This window comes from Streptomyces cyaneofuscatus, from assembly GCF_042718795.1.
In the GTDB taxonomy this organism is placed as follows: Bacteria; Actinomycetota; Actinomycetes; order Streptomycetales; family Streptomycetaceae; genus Streptomyces; species Streptomyces cyaneofuscatus_A.
In genome coordinates, this window is sequence record NZ_JBHXOX010000004.1 from 221046 (window position 1) to 241314 (window position 20269).

Below are 20269 nucleotides of genomic sequence, written 5' to 3' on the forward strand. Positions count from 1 at the left end.
GTGAGAGTCATCGTCGTAGGAGCCGGCGTGGTGGGAACCATGCACGCCTGGCACGCAGTCAGCCGCGGCCACGAGGTCGTACAGATCGAGCGCGAGAGCGAGGCGCGCGGGGCATCGCTCCGCAATTTCGGACAGATTTGGGTCAGCGGCCGGGCCGGGGGCGAGGAGCTGGAGACCGCCCTGCGGGCCCGGGAGCTGTGGGAGGGGATCGGGCGGCGGGTGCCGGGGCTCGGGTTCCGGGCCTGCGGCTCGCTCACCCCGCTGCGGACCGGGGCCGAGGTCGCCGTCGCAGAGGCGGCGCTCGCCCGGCCCGACGCGGCGGCGCGCGGCTACAAGCTGCTCACCGCCGAGGAGGCCCGCGCCCTCAACCCCGCCCTGCGCGGCACGTTCACCGCCGCCCTCTGGTGCGAACGGGACGCGGCGGTCGAGCCGCGCACCGCCCAACTCGCCCTGAAGGCTGAGTTGCTGGCCTCCGGGCGGTACACCTTCCTCGGCGGCCGTGAGGTTCGCGAGGTCGTCGGTACCGCCTCCGTGCGCGACGACCACGGTGACGTCCACACCGGAGACGCCGTGATCCTCGCGACCGGCGCCTGGCTCGGCGGGCTCGTCCGCGAACTGGCCGGGCCCGGGCTGCCCGTGCGCCGCGTCCGCCTCCAGATGATGCAGACCGACCCGCTCGGCGAACCCCTCACCACCTCGGTCGCCGACGCCGACAGCTTCCGCTACTACCCCGCCTACCGCGGCGAGGCTCTCGACGCCCTCAACGCCCACCAGCCCCAGGACCCGGTCGCCGCCGAACACCGCATGCAGCTCCTCATGGTCCAGCGGAACGACGGCGGGCTGACCATCGGGGACACCCACGAGTACGAGCACCCCTTCGCCTTCGACACCGTCGAGGAGCCGTACGAGCACCTCACCCGGGTCGTGGAGGCCTTCCTCGGCCGCCCGCTGCCCCGCATCAGGCACCGCTGGGCGGGCGTCTACGCCCAGTGCACCGACACCTCACGCGTCGTCCACCGCCAGCAGGTGGCCGACGGGGTCTGGCTCATCACCGGACCCGGCGGGCGCGGCATGACGTGCTCGCCCGCCATCGCCGAAACGACCGCCGACGAACTGGGCTGGTGAACCACATGACTTCAGCGACACAGACACACGCGACCGACCGCACCTCCTTCGACCTCGTCGTCCTCGACATGGCCGGGACCACCGTCGCCGACGGCGGCCTCGTCGAGCAGGCCTTCTCCGCCGCCGCAGAACGCCTCGGTGTGCAGCCGGGATCGGTGGAGCACGAGCGCCAACTCGCCTACGTACGGGCCACCATGGGCGAGTCCAAGATCTCCGTCTTCCGGTACCTCTTCGGGGACGAGGAGAAGGCCCGGTACGCCAACACCGCCTTCGAGGAGGCGTACGGGGAACTCGTCGACGGCGGCCGTGTCGCTCCGATCCCCGGCGCCCGGGAAGCCGTCGAGCGCCTCACCGGCGAAGGCCGTACCGTCGTCCTGACCACCGGGTTCGCCCGCACCACCCAGGACGCCATCCTCGCCGCCCTCGGCTGGCAGGACCTCGTCCCCCTCACCCTCTGCCCCGCCGACGCGGGCAGCCGGGGGCGCCCCTACCCGGACATGGTGCTGGCCGCCTTCCTGCGCACGGGTGCGGTGGACGACGTGCGGCGGATCGTGGTGGCGGGGGACACCTCGTACGACATGCTCAGCGGCGTACGCTCCGGCGCCGGGCTCGTCGCGGGCGTCCTCACCGGCGCCCACGACGCCGGTCAGTTGGACCGGAACGGCGCCACCCACGTCCTCGCGTCGGTCGCCGAGCTGCCCGACCTCATCGCGCGGGCCGAGGCATGAGCCCCGAAACCCTCGCCGCCGCCACCGGCCCGACCGTTGAGCCCACCGCCCCCAGCGGCATCCGCTTCGACGGGGTCAGCGTCGCGTACGGGGAGAACACCGTCCTGGACCGGCTCGACCTCACCGTCGAACCCGGCGAGGTCATGGCCCTCCTCGGCCCCTCCGGCTCCGGCAAGACCACCGCCCTGCGCGCCGTCGCCGGGTTCGTCCGGCCCGCCTCCGGGCGCGTGTTCATCGGCGGGCGGGAGGTGACCCGACTGCCGCCCCACCAGCGGGGGATCGGGATGGTGGTCCAGCAGTACGCCCTCTTCCCGCACCTCAAGGTCCAGGACAACGTGGCCTTCGGCCTGAAGGCCCACCGCACCCCCAAGGCCGAGATCGCCGGGCGGGTGACCGAGGCCCTCGAACTCGTCGGCATGGCCGCGTACGCCACCCGCCACCCCCGCGAGCTCTCCGGCGGCCAGCAACAACGCGTCGCCATCGCGCGCGCGTTGGCCATCCGCCCCGGCGTCCTCCTCCTCGACGAACCCCTCTCCGCACTCGACGCCCGGCTCCGCTCCGGCATGCTCGCCGAACTCGCCCGGCTGCACCGCGAGTTGCCCGACGTCTCCATCCTGTACGTCACCCACGACCAGGTCGAGGCGCTCACCCTGGCCGATCGGATCGCCGTCATGGACCGGGCCAGGCTCCAGGACTGCGGCACCCCCGAGGAGCTCTACCGCCGACCCCGTACGGAGTTCACCGCCTCGTTCGTCGGCAACGCCAACCTCCTCCCGGTCACCGTCACCGGACCGGGGCGCGTGGACCTGGCGGGCACCGCCCTCGACGTGTACACGGAGACAGCCGCCCTCCCCGGGGCCGCCGTCACCCTCTGCGTCCGGCCGCACCTCGTCGGCCTCGGCGCCGGGCCCAACGTGCTCACCGGCACGGTCACCGAGGTCCAGTGGCGCGGCTCCACCCACCGCGTCCACGCCGACGTCGCCGGCCACCGCCTCATGGCCGACCTCCGCGAACTGCGCGACCCCCCGGCCCTCGGCGACCCGGTCACCTTCCACTTCGCGGCGGAGGACGCGGTGCTGCTCCCGGCCGGCGCCGCACCGGACACCCGGACGCGGGAGGTGGCCAGTGGCTGACACCGCCGCCCCCGCCACCACCCCGAGCGCCACCACCGTCCGCCGGAAACCCCTGAGCCTCACCAGGACACCCACCTGGGCCTGGGCCCTCCCGCCCGTCCTGGTCCTCGCGCTCGGCTTCCTCTACCCCCTGGCCCTCGTCGTCCGGCAGTCCTTCACGCCGGAATCACTGGACGAAGGAGGCGCCTCCCTCGCCCCCTACACCGAGGTCTTCGCCTCCACCGCCTTCCGCGAGGCGCTCACCACCACCGTCTGGCTCGCGGTCGGCGCCACCGTCGGCTGTCTGGTCCTCGGCTTCGTCCTCGCCCTGGTCATCGCCTTCGTCCCGTTCCCCGGCGGCAAGGCGGTCGCCCGGTTCATCGACGTCTTCCTCTCCTTCCCGTCCTTCCTCATCACGCTCGCCCTCCTCTTCATCTACGGGTCGGTCGGCATGGCCAACGGGGCCTGGACGGGCGTCACGGGAGCGGCCGACGGCCCCTTCCACTTCCTGACCACCCCCTGGGGCGTCCTGCTCGCGGAGATCACGTACTTCACGCCCTTCGTGATGCGCCCGCTCCTCGCCGCGTTCTCCCAACTCGACACCGCTCAACTGGAAGTGGCCTCCTCGCTCGGCGCCGGGCCCTTCCGAATCGTGCGGCAGGTGATCCTGCCCGAGGCGCTCCCCGCGCTCGCGGCGGGCGGCAGCCTGGTCCTGGTGCTCTGCCTGAACGAGTTCGGGATCGTCCTGTTCACCGGGGCGAAAGGGGTCACGACGCTGCCGATGCTCGTCTACAGCAAGGCGATCCTGGAGTCGGACTACCCGGCCGCCTGTGTCGTCGCCGTCGTCAACATCGTCCTCTCCGTGGGGCTTTACAGCCTGTACCGGGTGGTGAGCCGTCGTGCTGGTGCATAGCCGAACGGGAAAGTGGGCCACCTGGTCCGCGTTCGCCCTCCTCTTCCTCCCCCTCTTCGCCGTCCCCCTCCTCGTCATCCTCGCCGCCTCGCTCTCCACGAACTGGTCCGGCGCCCTCCCCTCCGGCCCGACCACCACCCGCTACGCCGCCGCGACCAGCGGCGACTCCCTCCAGGCGCTGACCACCAGCCTGGTCACCGCCCTCTGCGCCAGCGTGCTCGCCCTGGCCCTCGGCGGCTGGGCCGCGCTCGCGGCCGACTCCCTCGGCAGACGCGTAAAGCGGTTCCTGGACGCGCTGTTCATGCTGCCGGTCGCCGTGCCGTCCGTGGTCGTCGGCCTCGCGGTGCTCGTCGCCTTCAGCCGGCCGCCGGTCCTCCTCAACGGCACCCGCTGGATCGTGATCATCGCCCACACGGTGCTGGTCACCGCCTTCGCCTACCAGTCCGTCTCGGCCGCCGCCCGGCGCCTGGACCCGATGTACGAGCAGGCGGCGGCCAGCCTCGGTGCGAGCCCCGCCCGCGTCCTGTGGCGGGTCAGGCTGCCGCTCCTGCTGCCCTCGCTCACAGCGGCGGCCGGGCTCTGCTTCGCCCTGTCCATGGGGGAGTTGAGCGCCACGATGATGCTCTACCCGCCGGACTGGACCCCGCTCCCGGTGCAGATCTTCGCCGCCACCGACCGCGGCTCGCTCTTCACCGGCGCCGCACTCGCCGTGGTCCTGATGGGGACGACGCTCCTCGTCCTGACGGCCGTCTCCCGCATCCGGACCCGCGCCTCCTACCGCTGAGAACCCGAATCCCGATACCCCGATACCCCGTCACGTAACCGCTCCAGGAGAAGACATCCCATGCGCACCCCTGCCCTCACCCAGCCCCTCGCCGTCCTCGGCGCCCTCTCCCTCGCCGCTGTCACCCTCACCGCCTGCGGCGGAACCTCCGCCGCCTCCGACGAGAAGGTCGTCACCGTCTACAGCGCCGACGGCCTCAAGGGTGAGAACGGCGACGGCTGGTACGACAAGGTCTTCGAGGAGTTCGAGAAGGAGACCGGCATCGAGGTCAAGTACGTGGAGGGCGGCTCCGGCGAGATGGTGCAGCGCACCGTCCGCGAGAAGTCCAACACCCAGGCCGACGTGCTCGTCACCCTCCCGCCCTTCATCCAGCAGGCCGACGAGAAGGGACTGCTGGCGGCGTACGAGCCGAAGGGCGCCGACCAGGTCGGTGCGGCGGACAAGGCGCCCGACGCCAAGTGGACCTCCGTCGTCAACAACTACTTCGGCTTCATCTACAACAAGCAGCGGCTCACCACCCCGCCCCGCACCTGGGAGGAGCTGCTGGACGCCTCGTACAAGGAGAAGGTGCAGTACTCCACTCCCGGCGTCGCGGGCGACGGCACCGCCGTCCTCATCAAGGCGATGCACGACTTCGGCGGCAAGGAGCCGGCGATGGAGTACCTGAAGCGGCTCCAGACCAACAACGTCGGCCCGTCCGCCTCCACCGGCAAGCTCGCGCCCAAGGTCGACAAGGGTGAACTCCTCGTCGCCAACGGGGACGTCCAGATGAACTACGCCCAGTCCAAGGACATGCCGAACCTCGCCATCTGGTTCCCGGCGAAGGGCGACGGGAAGCCCACCAGCTTCGCTCTCCCGTACGCGGCCGGGCTCCTCGCCAAGGCCCCGCACAGCGAGAACGGCAAGAAGCTGCTGGACTTCCTCCTCTCCGAGAAGGCCCAGCGCGATGTCAGCGCGGTCGGCGGAGGGTTCGCCGCCCGCAAGGACATCAAGGCCACCGACGCCAACGCCAAGGAGCTCAACGGGCTGTTGGAGGGCGTGGAGATCTTCGAGCCGGACTGGTCGGACATCGGCACCAACCTGGACACGTACGTCGACGCCTGGAAGACGGCCACCGGAAGCTGACCGGCCACCTCACGGCCACCGTTCCCTGCGAAGGTCTGTTCCCGCACAGCTCTGGACCCGGCTCCATGGTCTCGCCAACATAACGGGTCTGGTCCAGAAGGCAGTTCACGAAGTTCTCCCGCCACCCACCCCGTGTCACCGTCCCCTCCGGAGGATCACGTGTCCCGAACCCTCTCCCGGCGCTCCGTGCTCGCCACCACCGCGGCCGCCGCCTCCGCCGCGGCGGTCGGCTCCCTCGCCACTGCGACCACCGCCCACGCCGCCCCGCCCACGCTCCCGAACGGCACCAGCAAGGACAAGGTCCTCGTCGTCGGCATCGACGGGCTCCGCCACGACGTCATCGCCGCCGCGAGCGCCCCGCACCTCAAGGGGATGATGGCGAACGGCACGTACGGCACCTCGCTGCTGTACGCCAACCCGATGGCCGCCACCTCCTCCGGCCCCGGCTGGTCGACCATCTCCACCGGCGTCTGGCCCGACAAGCACGGCGTGAAGGACAACTCCTTCGCCGGCAAGAACTACACGCGCTACCCCGGCTTCCTCGCCCGCCTCGCCCAGGTCCGCCCCCAGCTCTCCACGTACGCCGCCGTCGACTGGAAGCCCCTGGACGCCCAGGGCACGGTCACCGCGGGCGCCGACGCCAAGCTCGTCCTGGACGGCGACCGCGACGGCTACACCGGCCACGACGCCACCATCGCGGCCGACACCGAGTCGATCCTGCGCAACCAGAACCCGGACGTCGTCTTCGCCTACCTCGGCCAGGTCGACATCGTCGGCCACAACCTCGGCGCGGCCAGCGCCCAGTACCGCCAGGCGATCGACGTCATCGACGGCTACCTCGGCCGCCTCCTCGCCGCGATCAAGGCCCGACCCTCCTACGCCACCGAGCGGTGGACGGTCATCGTCGCCACGGACCACGGCCACACCGACGCGGGCGGCCACGGCGGCAGCACCGTCGAGGAGCGCCGCACCTTCGTCCTCGCCCAGGGCCCCGGCATCGCCGCCGGTGCCACGCCCCGCGACACCCGCCTGGTCGATGTCGCCGCCACCGTCTTCAAGCAGCTCTCCATCACCCCCGACCCCGCCTGGGGCCTGGACGGCAAGCCCATCCAGGAGCGCTCCACCGACGCCTTCGAGGCCCTCTACCCGGCGCTCGCCGGACGCGTCGACGAGACCGGCATCCCGGCCGGAGTCCTCGGCTGGACCCACACCGCGCCCAGCGGCTGGTCGGTCATCAACTCGGCGATGGGCACCGGGGGCGTGGCCGAGTGGCGCGGCTGGTCCTTCGCCACCGACGAGTTCTGGAGCCGCTCCCAGCGCGACCAGTCCCGTGAGCTGAACGTCCGCTCGCGCGGGATCTTCGCGGTGGCCGACTCCGACGAGTGGGACGACAAGGCCTCCTCCGGCCCGTTCGACTCCACGCTCGTCACCCCGGCGTACGCGGTCGGCGGCAAGTCCATCGTCACGCTCGACTTCACCACGCTCTACCGGCAGGAGGGCAGCCAGAGCGCCCGCGTCCTCGCCTCGTGGAACGGCGGTACCCCGACCGTTGTCCGCTCCTTCACCTCGGACGTGATCTCCCAGCCGCAGTCGCTCGGCCTGAGCGTCCCGGCCGGGGCGACCAGCGTCAGCTTCCGGTTCCACTACACGGGCGCCAACAACTGGTACTGGGTGATCGACGGGGTCAAGATCACCACCAGCTAATTATGCTGGGGGTGCCGGGACGGCGTGGTCCGGGCACCCCCAGCACGCAGTACGTACGGCAGGAGTCCCCGCACATGGCAGACCGCAAGCCGATCACTTCCTGGCTCACCGACATGGACGGCGTCCTCATCCACGAGGGCATCCCGATCCCGGGCGCCGACGCCTTCATCAAGCGGCTGCGGGATTCCGGGCTCCCCTTCCTCGTCCTCACCAACAACTCCATCTACACCGCGCGCGACCTGCACGCCCGCCTCGCCCGCATGGGCCTGGACGTGCCCGTGGAGAACATCTGGACCTCCGCGCTCGCCACCGCCCAGTTCCTGGACGACCAGCGCCCCGGCGGCACGGCGTACGTCATCGGCGAGGCCGGGCTCACCACCGCGCTGCACGACATCGGGTACGTGCTGACCGACCACGCCCCGGACTACGTGGTGCTCGGCGAGACCCGTACGTACAGCTTCGAGGCGCTCACCAAGGCGATCCGGCTGATCAACGCGGGCGCCCGCTTCATCTGCACCAACCCGGACGAGACCGGGCCGTCCGCCGAGGGCCCGCTGCCCGCCACCGGTTCGGTCGCCGCCCTGATCACCAAGGCCACCGGCAAGGAGCCGTACTTCGCGGGCAAGCCCAACCCGCTGATGATGCGGACCGGGCTGAACGCCATCGGCGCCCACTCCGAGACCAGCGCCATGATCGGCGACCGGATGGACACCGACGTGCTGGCGGGCCTGGAGGCGGGGATGCAGACGTTCCTGGTCCTCACCGGCCTGACGGGCCTCGCGGACGTCGACCGCTACCCGTTCCGGCCGTCCCACATCGTCGACTCCATCGCGGACCTGGTCGACCTCATCGACCTCCCGGACCAGGCGGACCGCCCCTGAGCTGCGTGAACCGCGTCCGCAGTCCCTCGGGTATCGCTCGAATGGAGGACTGCGGATGCGGGCCCCGGGCCCAGGCGTGAACCTTCCCATAGGAGGTTCACGATGCGTTCCACGTCCATCACGTTCTGTGCCGCAGCGGCGGCCGCGCTCATAGCCCTGCCGGGGTCCGCCGCCCAGGCAGCCCCGGCCACATCCCCGGCCGCATCCCTGGCCGCAGCCCCGGCCGCCCGGGCCGGTGACGACGACCGGAGAACCGGCACCGTCTCCGTCACCCCGTCCACGATCGCCCCGGGCGGACAGGTCGAACTCTGGGTCGACATCTGCGGCAAGGGCCGCCGCGCCAAGGGCAACTCCGACGCCTTCGTCTCGGAAGCCCACTTCGCCCCGGCCGACGACAAGGGCCTCTACGCCGAGGCCACCATCCGCTCCGACGCCGAACCCCGCTCCTACGACGTCTGGGTGACGTGCGAGGACGGTAAGGGCAAGGCCACCGGCACCCTCACCGTCATCCACCACACCCGCCCCTCGCCCGTGGCCCCCGTCAAGGCGGGCGGCGGAGGCACCGCCGTCCTCGCCGAACGGGGAGCGGAGTCCGAGGGCCCCGGCACCCGGCACGCGGTGATCGGCCTCGTCCTCGCCGCCGTCGCCTCGGTGGCCTTCGCCCTGCGCACCTCGCGCCGCCGCCGCGACCCGGCCGCGGACTGACGTGTCCGCCCCGGACCGCCCGGCAGGCACCGGGCGACTACTGACCGGTGTGGCCTGGGCCGTGCTGCTGCTCGGCCTCTGGCTCTGGGGGCGCGACGCGTCCGGCGCGATGTCGGCCCCGACCACCGGGGACGTCGCCGCGGTCGGCCGCCCGCTCGGGGCCCCGCTGCCCCCGGCGCACGAACCGGTGGAGGGCGCCGCCCCGCGCACCGTGGAGGTCCCCTCCGTCGGGATCGACGCCCCGGTCGTCCGGCGCGGCCTCGACCAGGACGGGGCCATCGACCCACCGCCGTACGACCTGCCGCAGACGGCCGGCTGGTACGGCAGGGGCACCGAGGTAGGCGCCGAGGGGGCGGCCCTGGTTGTCGGCCATGTCGACACCGAGACCAAGCCCGCCGTCTTCTACGGGCTCAGCGCGGTCCGGCCCGGCGAGAAGGTCGAGGTGGTCCGGGAGGACGGCAGCGTCGCCGAGTTCACCGTGGACGACGTCCAGGTCGTCACCCGGGAACGCTTCGACGCCGAGAAGGCGTACGGGCCCCGCGTGGACGGCCGGGCGGAGCTGCGGCTGATCACCTGCGGCGGAAAATACGACCGGAAGTCCCGCTCGTACACGGCGAACGTGGTCGTCTCCGCCTACCTCACGGGAGTGCGCGACACGTAGGGCGTGTCCGGCGGAGCGAAGAACATCCGGCCCGGCCGACCGCCCCGCGAGGGACGCGCCGACCGGGCCGGCCTCGACCGTGTGCACCGGGCCGCGGGAGTTGCCCGGCGCGGTACGGGAGGACCGTGCGGTACGGGGTCGATCTGTGCCGCCACTGTAGGGGGACGGGTACCCCGCAGGAGCGGTTTCGAACAGGATGTCCGGAACCCGGTGCCCCTGGGCGACCGTGGAGAGCGTCGGCACCGCCGCCGGACCGCCCCGGCCCCTGTGCCAGGATGACCGGGACCGGCAGCACAGAGGTGCGGCCCGTGAGAACGGGTGCAGAGCGGTACGGGCACAGTGCACCCAAGGGGGAGTGGATGTACGGCAGTTACACCGGCCTCAGGTCGGCCGGTACGGCGGCGGTCTGCGCCGCCCTCCTCCTGACCGGCTGCTCCGGCGACGGGGGCGGCGGGGGCGACGGCGACGGCGACGGGGGCACGGACGGAGGCCCGGCGGTCGTCGGCCAGCAGCCCAAGGCGAAGGCCCCGTACTGGGTGAACCCGGACGGCACCGCCGCCCGGCAGGTCGCCACGTACGAGAAGGACGGCGACCAGGCGAAGGCCGACCTGATCCGGAAGATCGCCGAGCAGCCGGTCGGCGAGTGGATCGGCCCCGACGCCCCCGAGAACGAGGCGCGCCGGGTCACCGAGGCGGCCGCGAAGGCGGACCGGTACGCGCTGCTGGTCCTCTACAACATCCCGCACCGCGACTGCGGCCAGTTCTCCAAGGGCGGCGCCGCCGACGGCAACGCCTACCGGGCCTGGGTGGACGGGGTCGCCAAGGGCATCGGGGACCGCCAGGCCACCGTGATCCTGGAGCCGGACGCCCTCCTCCACCTGGTCGACGGCTGCACGCCCCAGGAGCACCACGACGAGCGGTACGCCCTGCTCAAGGGGGCCATCGAGCGGCTGAAGCAGCAGCCCGCCACCAAGGTCTACGTGGACGCGGGCAACGCGGGCTGGCAGTCGCCCGAGGCCCTGCACGAGCCGCTCTGGCGGGCGGGCATCGAGAAGGCCGACGGCTTCTCGCTCAACGTCTCCAACTTCCGTACGACGGCCGTCAGCACGGAGTTCGGCAAGAAGCTGTCGGTGAAGGTCGGCGACAAGCCCTTCGTCATCGACACCAGCCGCAACGGCAACGGCCCCTACGAGGGCGGCGACCCGGCCGAGACCTGGTGCAACCCGCCCGGCCGCGCCCTGGGCGAGCCCCCCACCACGACGACCGGGGACGGCGCGGTCGACGCCTACCTGTGGATCAAGCGCCCCGGCGAGTCCGACGGCGACTGCAAGGGCGGCCCGAAGGCGGGCGACTGGTGGCCGGAGTACGCACTCGGCCTGGCCCGCGCGACGAAGTAGGCAGCGGGAGGGCCGCCGCCGGGGAGCGGGTCTCCCGGGCGGCGGCCCTCTGCCATCACCTGCGTGCGTACGCCTACGGCACCTCCACCCACGTCCCCTCGGACGGGGTGCCCTTCTCGTCGGTGACGAACAGCATGTACCAGCCCGACGGCACCAGCGCCCGGTTCTTCGGCACGGTGACCGTGATCCCGTCCGCCGACCTCTCCAGGTCCAGCGCGATGGACCGCTGGTCGGTGTCGGTGACATGGGTGACCGCCGAGAGCGGTAGCGGACCTTGTACGGCTTGCCCGCGGGCGGCCGCGTCAGCGGACCGGCTAGCCGGCTGTAGTCGGCATCCGAAGCTGTGCGGTCCGGGAAGCGTCGGCGTCCTGCCGGTCGCCTGGCGGCGTCGACGTCATGGGGCATCCCCCCGCACGCACGCTGGTGCGTGATTGGTCGGTCGCTCGGTGCCCGGTGGTTCCCCGTCCCTCACCGCGCACGCCTGCTGCGCGGGCCGTGGCCCGCGCAGATGAAAAGGTGCATTCCGCTTGCATGATGCCCCCTCGGAATCCGTCCGCGAACGGGGCCCCGCCCCGAGTCCGCCGGGCGGCGTACAAACGGAACATCACGCTCTGCTTACCCAACTGTACGGATGAGCCGCCCCCTTGGAGCTGAATGCTTCCGGATGGATTGTCCGACCGCCGATCCCTTCGCAAGGGCGAAACGGGACCATTGTCGGCGATGCGTGCGATGTGGGTGGTCCTTGTGGCAGGGGCGTGACGAGGTGGTGATATGCGCCCCGTAGCCTCCCCGTCACCGATCTGTGACTCTCCGCACCTCTGCTGTTGCTGTGCGTTGAAGCCCTGTCGGTGTCGGTGGCCATGGGGCGGGGAATGATCAAGGCCCCCTCACGCTCGGTGAGGGGGCCTTGATGGTGCGTGCGCCGTCAGGGACTCGAACCCCGGACCCGCTGATTAAGAGTCAGCTGCTCTAACCAACTGAGCTAACGGCGCCTGCTGACCTGGAGAACTCTACCCGACTCCGACAGGTGCTCCGGACCATTTCCTGGCCGCCACGCCATGCCAGATAGTCGTTTTTTCCCATTGATCCGTCAAAATGCCTTATGTCGGGAGAGTTGAGACAGTGACGCCCGTCGCGGCTGCGCCCAAAGATCTTGACGAGTGACGAGTGCGGAGGGGAATCGCATGACTGTGCCGGTCTTCGAGGAGTACGAGCCCGCCATCGACTGCACCTGTGCGGGGTGCGCCCTGCGGCGGCGGACCGCCGCGCGCGCGGTCCCGGTGCGGTACGGCGGGCACCCCGCCGCCCATGGCGCCCGCCGCGCCCTGGTCCTGGCCACCGCCGCCGGGGTGGTCCTCTCCTGCGGGGCCGCCGGAGCCGCGGCCGCCGCCGGCCGGACCGCCGGAGCTCCCCGGGCCGACCGGGACCCCGAACCCCTGCCGGACACCCCGCAGGGCGAGAAGGGCCCGCTGAAGGGATCCGGCGCCTCCGGGCCGCCGTCGGACAGCGCGGTCCCGCGCAAGACCACCCGGGCCGAGATCATCAACCGGGCCAAGAAGTGGGTCGACGCGAAGGTCCCGTACAGCATGGAGAAGTACTGGTCGGACGGGTACCGCCAGGACTGCTCCGGCTACGTCTCGATGGCCTGGAACCTCGGCACCAACGAATGGACCGGCAGCCTCGCGAGCTACGGGACCCGGATCGCCCGCGCCGACCTCCAGCCCGGCGACATGCTCCTCTTCCACAACCCCGCCGACCCCTCCAAGGGCTCCCACGTCACGATCTTCGGCGGCTGGACCGACTACACGCGCACCCACTACGTCGCCTACGAGCAGGCGCGCCCGAAGACGCGGAAGCAGTCGACGCCCATGGCGTACTGGAGCAACTCCGACCAGTACGTCGCCTACCGCTACAAGGGCGTCAGCGGCGGCTCACCCGGCTCGGGCTCCGCCACGGCCTTCCCGGGCGCGGGCCAGTTCGGCCCCGGCGCGGACAACGCCCATGTCACCCGGCTCGGCGAGCTGCTGGTCGCGCGCGGCGCCAAGCGGTTCTACGCGGTCGGGCCCGGGCCCGTGTGGGGCGAGGCCGACCGGCGGGCCACGCAGGCGTTCCAGCAGGCCCAGGGGTGGAAGGGTGCGGAGGCGGACGGCCTCCCCGGCCCGGACACCTGGCGCCTGCTGACGACGGGCACCGGCCGCGACATCCCGCCCGCCGCCACGGGAGGCAGCCCGAACACCTCGGTGGCCTTCCCCGGGCGCGGCTATTTCCAGCCGGGTCGGTCCAACAGCCATGTCGACCGGCTCGGCAGACAGTTGGTGAAGAAGGGGTACGGCAAGCACTACGTGTCGGGCCCCGACCCCCGCTGGACCGAGGCGGACCGCCGCAACGTCGAGGCGTTCCAGCGGGCCCAGGGCTGGCGCGGCGGCGAGGCGGACGGATACCCGGGCCCGGAGACGTGGCGCCGGCTCTTCGCCTGAGGTGTGAGACCTGACGGACCCGACGGACGACGGATGACGGATGACGGAAAGGAACCGGGAACCGGTGAGCCCAGACCAGAACCCCCACCCCCTGACTGACCACGACGGCCGCACCCCTGGCGGCGAGACCCCGATGCCGCTGGTGGACGACGTGGCCCTGCACCGACCGGCCCTCCCCACCCCACCACCCTTGTTCCGCCCGAAGGAGGAGGTGCGGGCGGTGAGGGATCCGCTGCCGGGGGAGGACCCGCTGGGGGCGGGGGGCCGACCGGCCGTGGAGAGCCTTCTGTGGGAGGAGGCCCGACTGATGGGGGAGGCCCCGCTGGCGGGGGAGGACCCCCTGTCGGTGGGGGGCGGCCCGCCGGCCGGGAAGGGGCCTCTGCCGGTGGGGGACGGTTCGCCGGCGGGGAAGGATCCCCTGCCGGTGAGGGTCCGGTCGGCGGGTGAGGGTCCGTCGACGGGGGAGGGCCCCCAGTCATGGGAGGACCCGCTGCCGGCGGAGGCGAGCCCGGAGGGCCCGGATGACCTCGCTGCCCCGGGACCGGACTCGGCCCAGGCCCAGGCCCCGGACCTGCACTCGGACTCGGACCCGGCTCCGGAGTCGGCCCAGGCCCCTGCCCTGCACCCGGACCCGGACTTTCACCCGGACCCGGACTTTCACCCGGACCCGGACTTTCACCCGGACCCGGCCCTGGCCCCGACCCCGGAGTCGGGCCCCGCCCCCGCCTCCTCCCCAAGGCCCCCACTCAAGCCCATTCGCCTGGTCCACCGGGGCCGAAGCCTCCACCTGGACCAGTTCAAGCCCGACGCGCGGCAAGGCCCGGAGAACCCTGCCGCCCCGGCGCCCTCCCGGCCCGTCCGGCTGGAGAGCCCGGAGGACCTCGCCCGCCCCGAGCCCGCCCCGGCGCCCTTCCAGCCCGTCCGGCTGGAGAGCCCGGAGGACCTCGCCCAGCCCGAGCCCGACCTGCCGCCCTTCCAGCCCGTCCGGCGTTTGAGGACGGAACCCTCGGCGGAGTGGACCCCGCTCCCCGCTTACGGCGAAGAGGCAGGGCCCCGCCCGACCCCGGCCCCCGGCGCGCATACGGACAGGGACAAGCAGACGGCCCCCGGCCTCGGCGCCAGCGGCGCCAGCGGCGCCAACGGCCCCCACGCCGACCTCGACCTCGTCCTCGACCTGGTCAACGGCCCCCGCGCCACCTCCGCCACCGTCTCCGTCTCCGTGCCCGCCCCCCAGCCCCCGCCCTCCCCCCGCCGCCACTCCGTCATCGCGGGCGAGTCCACCGCCGCCATCCCCGTACACCTGCTCTTCCGAGACGACCCCGAGCAGCCCGAACCCACCGCCCTCCCCACCACCGTGGCCCGACCCGCCACCACCAGGACCACCCCCCGCCCCCGCTCACCCCACCCCCGCGTCGAGCCCCCCACCCGCCCCGCCCCCCTCGCCGACCCGCGCCTCGTCGAGCGGCCCGGTCCCGCCCTCCCCGGGTGGGCCGCCGTCCTCATCGGGGCCGCCGGACTCCTCGGCGTACTGGCTCTCCTCTGGTGGCGCGGCGCCCTCCCCGCCGCCGCGCAGAGCGCCGTCGGCCTCGCCCCCCGCCCGTACGAGTCCATCGGCGCCGGCGTCTGGGCCGGTCTCGCCCTTCTGGTCACCGTGGTCGTCCTCGCACTCGGCGGCCTCGGCCGCGGCCGCGTCGGGCACGCCTGGGTGCTCACGCTCTTCGGCGACTACCGGGGGAGCGTCCGCCGCACCGGCCTGGTCTGGGTCTCGCCCCTGCTGCTGCGCCGCCGCGTCGACGTACGTCTGCGGCACTGGCGCAGCGAACCGCTCCCCGCCGTCGACGCGAACGGCACCGCGCTGCGCGTCGTCGTCCTGGTGGTCTGGCGGATCAAGGACACCGTGCGCGCCGCCCTCGGGATCGAGGACCACGAGGCGTACCTGAGCGCTCAGGTCGAGTCCGCCATGGCCCGGGTCCTCTCGCAACTGCCCGCCGACGCCTTCCACGAGGACGCTCCCACCCTCCGTAACGCGGAAGCGGTCGGCGACGCGCTGACCCGGATGCTCAAGGCGGACTGCGAGCCGGTCGGGGTCGAGGTGTACTCGGCGCAGCCGACCGGGATCGAGTACGCCCCCGAGGTCGCGGCGGCTATGCAGCGGCGGCGGATTGCCGCCATCGACGCCAGGCACCGGGACAGCGTGCTGACCTCGGTGGTGGACGCGGTGGACGACACCGTCAACCGGCTGACCACGCGCGGCATCGTCGACCTCGACGACTACGAACGTAAAGCGCTGGTCAAGGACTTGACGGTCGCCTTCTACACCGGCCGCACCGGTGGAGGCGACAGCGTCTGACGGATGATCAGCGCCGCGTCAACGTCGCGAGGGGCCCGGAGACTTCACTCCGGGCCCCTTCCGTCGCTCCGGAATCCACTCCGGAATCCGATGCCGATTGGTCTGGACATGTTCATGTGGCGTCAATAATCTAAGACTTGGTCTAGACCGCAGTACCCACCCACCACGCACCAAGCGCGCAGCATGTCGAGCAATGCTCATGGAACCTCCCCCACGTTCTAGAGGAGCGACAGCAATGCGGAAAAAGGCAAGCGCGGCCGTGATCGGCCTGGCGATAGCGGGCGTCTCCGTCCTCGCGACCACCAGCGCCAGCAGTCACGGCTACACGGACTCCCCCATCAGCCGGCAGAAACTCTGTGCCAACGGCACGGTCACCGGCTGCGGCAACATCCAGTGGGAGCCCCAGAGCGTCGAGGGGCCCAAGGGCTTCCCGTCCTCGGGTCCCGCCGACGGCAAGCTCTGCTCCGGCGGCAACGGGCAGTTCGCCCAGCTCGACGACCCGCGAGGCGGCAACTGGCCCGCCACCCAGGTCTCCGGCGGCCAGGGCTACAGCTTCCGCTGGCAGTTCACCGCTCGTCACCGTACGAGCGACTTCCGCTACTACATCACCAAGAACGGCTGGGACTCCACCAAGCCGCTCACCAGGGCCGCGCTCGAATCGCAGCCCTTCATGACCGTGCCGTACGGGGGCCAGCAGCCGCCGGCCACGCTGACCCACCAGGGCACGATCCCCACCCAGAAGAGCGGCAAGCACGTCATCCTCGCCGTCTGGGACGTGGCCGACACAACCAACGCGTTCTACGCGTGCTCGGACATCAAGTTCTGATGTCCCGCGGGTAGCCCGTAGGGCGCCTGTGCGTTTCCGCTGTGGCTCGACACGGCGGCCCTGAGCCGGGGCCGCCGTTGCGGGTGGGCGGCTGCTGAACCGGGCCGGGAACAGCACTGTGGGCGGTCTCCGCGAGGGAGACCGCCCACAGGCATGGTGTCGTGCGCCGTCAGGGACTCGAACCCCGGACCCGCTGATTAAGAGTCAGCTGCTCTAACCAACTGAGCTAACGGCGCCTGCTGACTCGAAAATAATACCTGGTCCCGAGGGGTGCTGATGACACCCCTCGGTCCGGACCCCTCCCCGTGACTACAGCGCCAGCGACAGCAGCACCGGGGCCGCGCGCCGGTTCAGCGTGTCCGCAGCCTCGCGGAGCCGGTGGGCGTCCTCGATCGGCAGCGACAGGGCCAGGCATCCCGCGGTGGCCCCGGCCGTCAGCGGTACCGCCGCGCAGACGGTGCCCACCGCGTACTCCTGGAGGTCCAGCACCGGGACCGTGGCGGGCTGCGCGTCCAGCTTGGAGAGGAGGACCTTCTCGCTGGTGATCGTCCGTGAGGTGAGCCGGGCGATCCTGTGCCGGGAGAGGTGGTCGCGGCGCGCCTCGTGGTCGAGCTGGCCCAGCAGGCACTTGCCGACCGCACTGGCGTGCGCGGAGGAGCGGAAGTCCACCCACTCGTTGACCGCCGGGGTGAGCGGGCCGTCGGCGACCTGGGTGACGCTGATCTCACCGTCCACGTACCGGCTGAGGTAGACGGCGGCGCCGACCGAGTCGCGGAGCTGGTCCAGCGCCTGCTGGAGCCGGCCCTCCAGGGCCTCGCGGCGGGCCGCCCCGGAACCGAGGAGCAGCAGGGAGGCCCCTATGACGTACGCCCCGTCGCTGACCTGCTCCACATATCCCTCGCGGCGCAGCGTCAGAAGGAGGGCGGCGAGGTGGCCGGGCGGCAGGCCCGTCTCGCGGGAGAGCTGCGCGTCGGTCACCCCGTCGCCGTGCTGCGAGACCGATTCGAGCACGCGCAGGGCGTACTGCACCGAGTGGAACGGTGCGGTCGGCTCGGGCTTCAACGCCACGGTGTCCCCCTACAAGGTTGTGACCGCAAGCTTCGGACCCACGATAGCCGCCGGGCCCCGTATGCGGGGTGGCAGTTGACGAGTCAGTAGGGGCGCCCCATCCCTGTCAACTGGGGTGCATCCGTCTGGCATATGCCAGTGTCATGGGCGGTGGTGCAACACCGAGGTCACAGCACCACGTCACAGCACCGCGTTGAGGAACTCGCGCGTACGTTCGTGCGACGGATCGGAGAAGATTTTCTCCGGGGTCCCGGACTCCACGACCCGGCCCGCGTCGAACATCAGCACCTTCTCGGAGACGTCCCGGGCGAAGTTCATCTCGTGGGTCACGCAGAGCATGGTGATGTCGGTGTTGCGGGCGATGTCGCCGAGCAGCTCCAGCACCCCCGCCACCAGCTCCGGGTCGAGCGCGGAGGTCACCTCGTCCAGCAGCAGGATCTCCGGCTCCATCGCCAGCGCCCGCGCGATGGCCACGCGCTGCTGCTGGCCGCCGGAGAGCTGGGAGGGGTGTGCGTCGACCTTGTCGGAGAGCCCCACCAGCTCCAGCAGCTCCCGGGCCCGGGTCTCCGCCTCCTCGCGGCTCTTGCCGAGGACGCTGATCGGGGCCTCGGTGATGTTCTGGAGCACCTTCATGTTGGGGAAGAGGTTGAACTGCTGGAAGACCATGCCGATCTTCTTCCGGGACTCCCGCAGCTCCTTCTCGCCCGCGGGCTTCAGCCCGCCGCCCGGGGTGCGGACGTGCGACAGCGGGGAGCCGTTGACCCAGATCACGCCGTCGCTGACCTTCTCCAGCGTCATCAGCAGCCGCAGGATCGTGGTCTTGCCCGAGCCGCTGGGCCCGATCAGGGTGACGTGCTCACCGCGGTCGACCGTGAAGTCGAGCTGGTCCAGGACCACATGGTCGCCGTACCGCTTGACCACCTTCTCGAAGCGGACCAGCGGCTCGCCCGTGCTCCCGGCCGCCGGGACGGCGTCCTCGGGCGCGGCGACCGGACCCGGGGACTCTGTCTTCTGCAAGGGGAGGGGTTCAGTGGCCAAGGCGCTTCTCCAGCTTTCTCATCAACAGCGACGTGGGGTAGCTCGCGACCAGGAAGATCAGGCCGGCGAGGGTGAAGACCTCGGTGTACGCGAAGTTGTCGGCGCCGTACTTCCGGGCCTCGAAGACCATCTCCTGCACCGTGATCACGGCGAGGAACGGGGTCTCCTTGAACATCGAGATCGCGTAGTTCCCGAGGGCGGGCAGCACGTTGCGGACCGCCTGCGGCAGGATCACGGCCTGCCAGGTGCGCCGGGGCGGCAGCGACAGCGCGCGGCACGCCTCCCACTGGCCCTTCGGTACGCCGTCGATCCCGGCCCGGTAGACCTCGGAGGTGTACGCCGCGTAGTGGACGCCCAGCACCGCGATGCCGATGTACAGCGGCTCCACCGTGTTGAACAGGGCCGCCGCGCCGACCAGTTGGACCAGCAGCGGGGTGGAGCGGACGAACTCCGTGACGACCCGCACCGGGACCGTCACGAACCTGCTCGGCGCGCGTCCGGCCACCGCGACGGCCAGCCCCAGCACGGCCGCCACCAGCGTGCCCAGCACGGTGGCGAGCAGGGTGACCCTGAACCCCTCCAGCAGGAGCGGCAGGGACTCCCTGGCGGCGTCCCAGTCGAAGCCGTCGTTCATCGGGTACCTCCCACGGCGGCGGTGGACGCGCTGCGGCTCTTGAACAGGCTGCTCGCGCCGGTGGCCAGGCCGAGCCGCCGCTTGGCGCTCCGCTCCAGCAGGTTCATCAGCATCGTCAGCGCGTAGGCCAGCACGAAGTAGACGGCCAGCAGGGTCAGATAGGCGGTGAGGGTCTCACCGGTGCGGTCGCGCAGCGTCTGCACCACCGTCATCAGGTCGGCCGCCGAGAGCAGCCACAGCAGCGGGGTGCACTTCAGGAGCTGGATCAGCAGATTGGTGAAGCTCGGGATCATCTGCACCCACGCCTGCGGCAGGATCACCTTCCACAGCCGCCTGGCCGGGCTCAGGTTGAGCGCGATCGCCGCCTCGTACTGCGCGCGCGGTACGGAGTTGATGGCGCCGCGCACCACTTCGGCGCCGTACGCACCGTAGTTGAGGCCGAACGCGACCACTCCGCAGGCCACCGGCGCCAGTTCGTAGCCGGTCACCAGCGGCATCGCGTAGTAGAGCCAGAAGAGCTGGATGTAGAGGGAGGTCCCCCGGAAGAACTCCACGACCACCCGGGAGACCCCCCGGGCCAGGAGCAGCCGGCTGCCCGCCATCAGGCCGAGCGCGAAGGCCAGCACCCCGGCCAGCAGCGCGCCCAGGACGGTGGCCTGGAGCGTCACCCACAGGCCCGAGCGGACCTGGGGGAACTCCTCGACGAGGAGGGAGAAGAAGTCACTCATACGTGTGCGTCCG

Annotated in this window: 18 protein-coding genes, 2 tRNA genes and 1 pseudogene; 14 read left to right on the plus strand and 7 right to left on the minus strand. The window is 71.8% G+C overall.

Translation table 11 applies throughout. The annotated features are described in order from the left end of the window. The 11 genes from ACFWRT_RS05695 to ACFWRT_RS05745 all read left to right on the plus strand — a co-directional run bounded on the left by ACFWRT_RS05695 (nucleotide 1) and on the right by ACFWRT_RS05745 (nucleotide 11135). Nucleotides 1–1125 carry a TIGR03364 family FAD-dependent oxidoreductase gene (locus ACFWRT_RS05695; RefSeq protein ID WP_380951429.1) on the plus strand — a complete coding sequence of 375 codons (1125 nt, stop codon included), beginning with the start codon at nucleotides 1–3 and terminating at the stop codon, nucleotides 1123–1125. Nucleotides 1126–1130: 5 nt separating this feature from the next. After that, on the plus strand, nucleotides 1131–1853 hold the full coding sequence (locus ACFWRT_RS05700) for a phosphonatase-like hydrolase (RefSeq protein ID WP_380951338.1): 723 nt from the start codon (nucleotides 1131–1133) through the stop codon (nucleotides 1851–1853). Next, nucleotides 1850–2986: an ABC transporter ATP-binding protein gene (locus tag ACFWRT_RS05705; protein WP_380951339.1), complete on the plus strand. Its 1137-nt coding sequence runs from the start codon at nucleotides 1850–1852 to the stop codon at nucleotides 2984–2986. The genes ACFWRT_RS05700 and ACFWRT_RS05705 overlap by 4 nt, the downstream gene beginning before the upstream one ends. Further along, nucleotides 2979–3878, plus strand: a complete 900-nt coding sequence (locus ACFWRT_RS05710) for a 2-aminoethylphosphonate ABC transporter permease subunit (RefSeq protein ID WP_380951340.1) — start codon at nucleotides 2979–2981, stop codon at nucleotides 3876–3878. The genes ACFWRT_RS05705 and ACFWRT_RS05710 overlap by 8 nt, the downstream gene beginning before the upstream one ends. Further along, nucleotides 3865–4662 carry an ABC transporter permease gene (locus ACFWRT_RS05715; RefSeq protein ID WP_380951341.1) on the plus strand — a complete coding sequence of 266 codons (798 nt, stop codon included), beginning with the start codon at nucleotides 3865–3867 and terminating at the stop codon, nucleotides 4660–4662. The genes ACFWRT_RS05710 and ACFWRT_RS05715 overlap by 14 nt, the downstream gene beginning before the upstream one ends. A 60-nt stretch (nucleotides 4663–4722) precedes the next feature. Next, nucleotides 4723–5787 carry a 2-aminoethylphosphonate ABC transporter substrate-binding protein gene (locus ACFWRT_RS05720; protein ID WP_380951342.1) on the plus strand — a complete coding sequence of 355 codons (1065 nt, stop codon included), beginning with the start codon at nucleotides 4723–4725 and terminating at the stop codon, nucleotides 5785–5787. A gap of 159 nt (nucleotides 5788–5946) precedes the next feature. Next, the gene (locus tag ACFWRT_RS05725) at nucleotides 5947–7491 is read left to right on the plus strand and encodes an alkaline phosphatase family protein (protein ID WP_380951343.1); all 1545 of its coding nucleotides are present in this window, start codon (nucleotides 5947–5949) and stop codon (nucleotides 7489–7491) included. Between the two features lie 74 nt (nucleotides 7492–7565). Further along, nucleotides 7566–8372 carry an HAD-IIA family hydrolase gene (locus ACFWRT_RS05730; protein WP_380951345.1) on the plus strand — a complete coding sequence of 269 codons (807 nt, stop codon included), beginning with the start codon at nucleotides 7566–7568 and terminating at the stop codon, nucleotides 8370–8372. Between the two features lie 102 nt (nucleotides 8373–8474). Beyond that, complete coding sequence (locus tag ACFWRT_RS05735; RefSeq protein ID WP_380951346.1) at nucleotides 8475–9077, plus strand: hypothetical protein; 603 nt, start codon at nucleotides 8475–8477, stop codon at nucleotides 9075–9077. A gap of 1 nt (nucleotide 9078) precedes the next feature. Then, nucleotides 9079–9738, plus strand: coding sequence for a class F sortase (locus ACFWRT_RS05740; RefSeq protein WP_380951347.1), 660 nt, complete (start codon nucleotides 9079–9081; stop codon nucleotides 9736–9738). Nucleotides 9739–10097: 359 nt separating this feature from the next. Then, a complete protein-coding gene (locus ACFWRT_RS05745) occupies nucleotides 10098–11135 on the plus strand; it encodes a glycoside hydrolase family 6 protein (protein WP_380951431.1) in 1038 nt (345 codons plus the stop codon). Between the two features lie 73 nt (nucleotides 11136–11208). Here ACFWRT_RS05745 and ACFWRT_RS05750 read toward each other — a convergent pair. Then, a pseudogene (locus ACFWRT_RS05750) lies at nucleotides 11209–11394 on the minus strand (galactose oxidase early set domain-containing protein); the annotation flags it as partial. Nucleotides 11395–12053: 659 nt separating this feature from the next. Beyond that, nucleotides 12054–12127: transfer RNA gene (locus ACFWRT_RS05755), tRNA-Lys, on the minus strand. 192 nt (nucleotides 12128–12319) lie between these two features. Between ACFWRT_RS05755 and ACFWRT_RS05760 the strand changes: the two genes are divergently transcribed. The 3 genes from ACFWRT_RS05760 (at nucleotide 12320) to ACFWRT_RS05770 (ending at nucleotide 16788) form a co-directional block, all read left to right on the plus strand. After that, nucleotides 12320–13612, plus strand: coding sequence for a peptidoglycan-binding protein (locus ACFWRT_RS05760; protein WP_380951348.1), 1293 nt, complete (start codon nucleotides 12320–12322; stop codon nucleotides 13610–13612). A gap of 64 nt (nucleotides 13613–13676) precedes the next feature. Then, nucleotides 13677–15962 (plus strand): SPFH domain-containing protein, encoded by a 2286-nt coding sequence (locus ACFWRT_RS05765; RefSeq protein WP_380951349.1) that lies wholly within the window; start codon nucleotides 13677–13679, stop codon nucleotides 15960–15962. A 235-nt stretch (nucleotides 15963–16197) separates the two neighbouring features. Continuing rightward, a complete protein-coding gene (locus ACFWRT_RS05770; protein WP_380951350.1) occupies nucleotides 16198–16788 on the plus strand; it encodes a lytic polysaccharide monooxygenase auxiliary activity family 9 protein in 591 nt (196 codons plus the stop codon). 162 nt (nucleotides 16789–16950) lie between these two features. Here ACFWRT_RS05770 and ACFWRT_RS05775 read toward each other — a convergent pair. The 5 genes from ACFWRT_RS05775 to ehuC all read right to left on the minus strand — a co-directional run bounded on the left by ACFWRT_RS05775 (nucleotide 16951) and on the right by ehuC (nucleotide 20256). After that, nucleotides 16951–17024 (minus strand) — tRNA-Lys (locus ACFWRT_RS05775). Nucleotides 17025–17097: 73 nt separating this feature from the next. Next, the gene (locus tag ACFWRT_RS05780; protein WP_380951351.1) at nucleotides 17098–17856 is read right to left on the minus strand and encodes an IclR family transcriptional regulator; all 759 of its coding nucleotides are present in this window, start codon (nucleotides 17854–17856) and stop codon (nucleotides 17098–17100) included. Between the two features lie 180 nt (nucleotides 17857–18036). Next, complete coding sequence (ehuA, locus tag ACFWRT_RS05785; RefSeq protein WP_380951352.1) at nucleotides 18037–18894, minus strand: ectoine/hydroxyectoine ABC transporter ATP-binding protein EhuA; 858 nt, start codon at nucleotides 18892–18894, stop codon at nucleotides 18037–18039. After that, nucleotides 18884–19528 (minus strand): ectoine/hydroxyectoine ABC transporter permease subunit EhuD, encoded by a 645-nt coding sequence (gene ehuD, locus ACFWRT_RS05790; protein ID WP_380951353.1) that lies wholly within the window; start codon nucleotides 19526–19528, stop codon nucleotides 18884–18886. Before ehuD ends, ehuA begins: the two co-directional genes overlap by 11 nt. After that, the gene (ehuC, locus tag ACFWRT_RS05795; protein WP_380951354.1) at nucleotides 19525–20256 is read right to left on the minus strand and encodes an ectoine/hydroxyectoine ABC transporter permease subunit EhuC; all 732 of its coding nucleotides are present in this window, start codon (nucleotides 20254–20256) and stop codon (nucleotides 19525–19527) included. Before ehuC ends, ehuD begins: the two co-directional genes overlap by 4 nt. Nucleotides 20257–20269: the final 13 nt, after the last annotated feature.

Coding starts and splice junctions, on each gene's coding strand:
- ACFWRT_RS05700 (WP_380951338.1), top strand. CDS start 1,131: ATGACTTCAGCGACACAGACACACGCGACCGACCGCACCTCCTTCGAC.
- ACFWRT_RS05705 (WP_380951339.1), top strand. CDS start 1,850: ATGAGCCCCGAAACCCTCGCCGCCGCCACCGGCCCGACCGTTGAGCCC.
- ACFWRT_RS05720 (WP_380951342.1), top strand. CDS start 4,723: ATGCGCACCCCTGCCCTCACCCAGCCCCTCGCCGTCCTCGGCGCCCTC.
- ACFWRT_RS05730 (WP_380951345.1), top strand. CDS start 7,566: ATGGCAGACCGCAAGCCGATCACTTCCTGGCTCACCGACATGGACGGC.
- ACFWRT_RS05735 (WP_380951346.1), top strand. CDS start 8,475: ATGCGTTCCACGTCCATCACGTTCTGTGCCGCAGCGGCGGCCGCGCTC.
- ACFWRT_RS05745 (WP_380951431.1), top strand. CDS start 10,098: ATGTACGGCAGTTACACCGGCCTCAGGTCGGCCGGTACGGCGGCGGTC.
- ACFWRT_RS05760 (WP_380951348.1), top strand. CDS start 12,320: ATGACTGTGCCGGTCTTCGAGGAGTACGAGCCCGCCATCGACTGCACC.
- ACFWRT_RS05770 (WP_380951350.1), top strand. CDS start 16,198: ATGCGGAAAAAGGCAAGCGCGGCCGTGATCGGCCTGGCGATAGCGGGC.
- ehuD (WP_380951353.1), bottom strand. CDS start 19,528: ATGAACGACGGCTTCGACTGGGACGCCGCCAGGGAGTCCCTGCCGCTC.
- ehuC (WP_380951354.1), bottom strand. CDS start 20,256: ATGAGTGACTTCTTCTCCCTCCTCGTCGAGGAGTTCCCCCAGGTCCGC.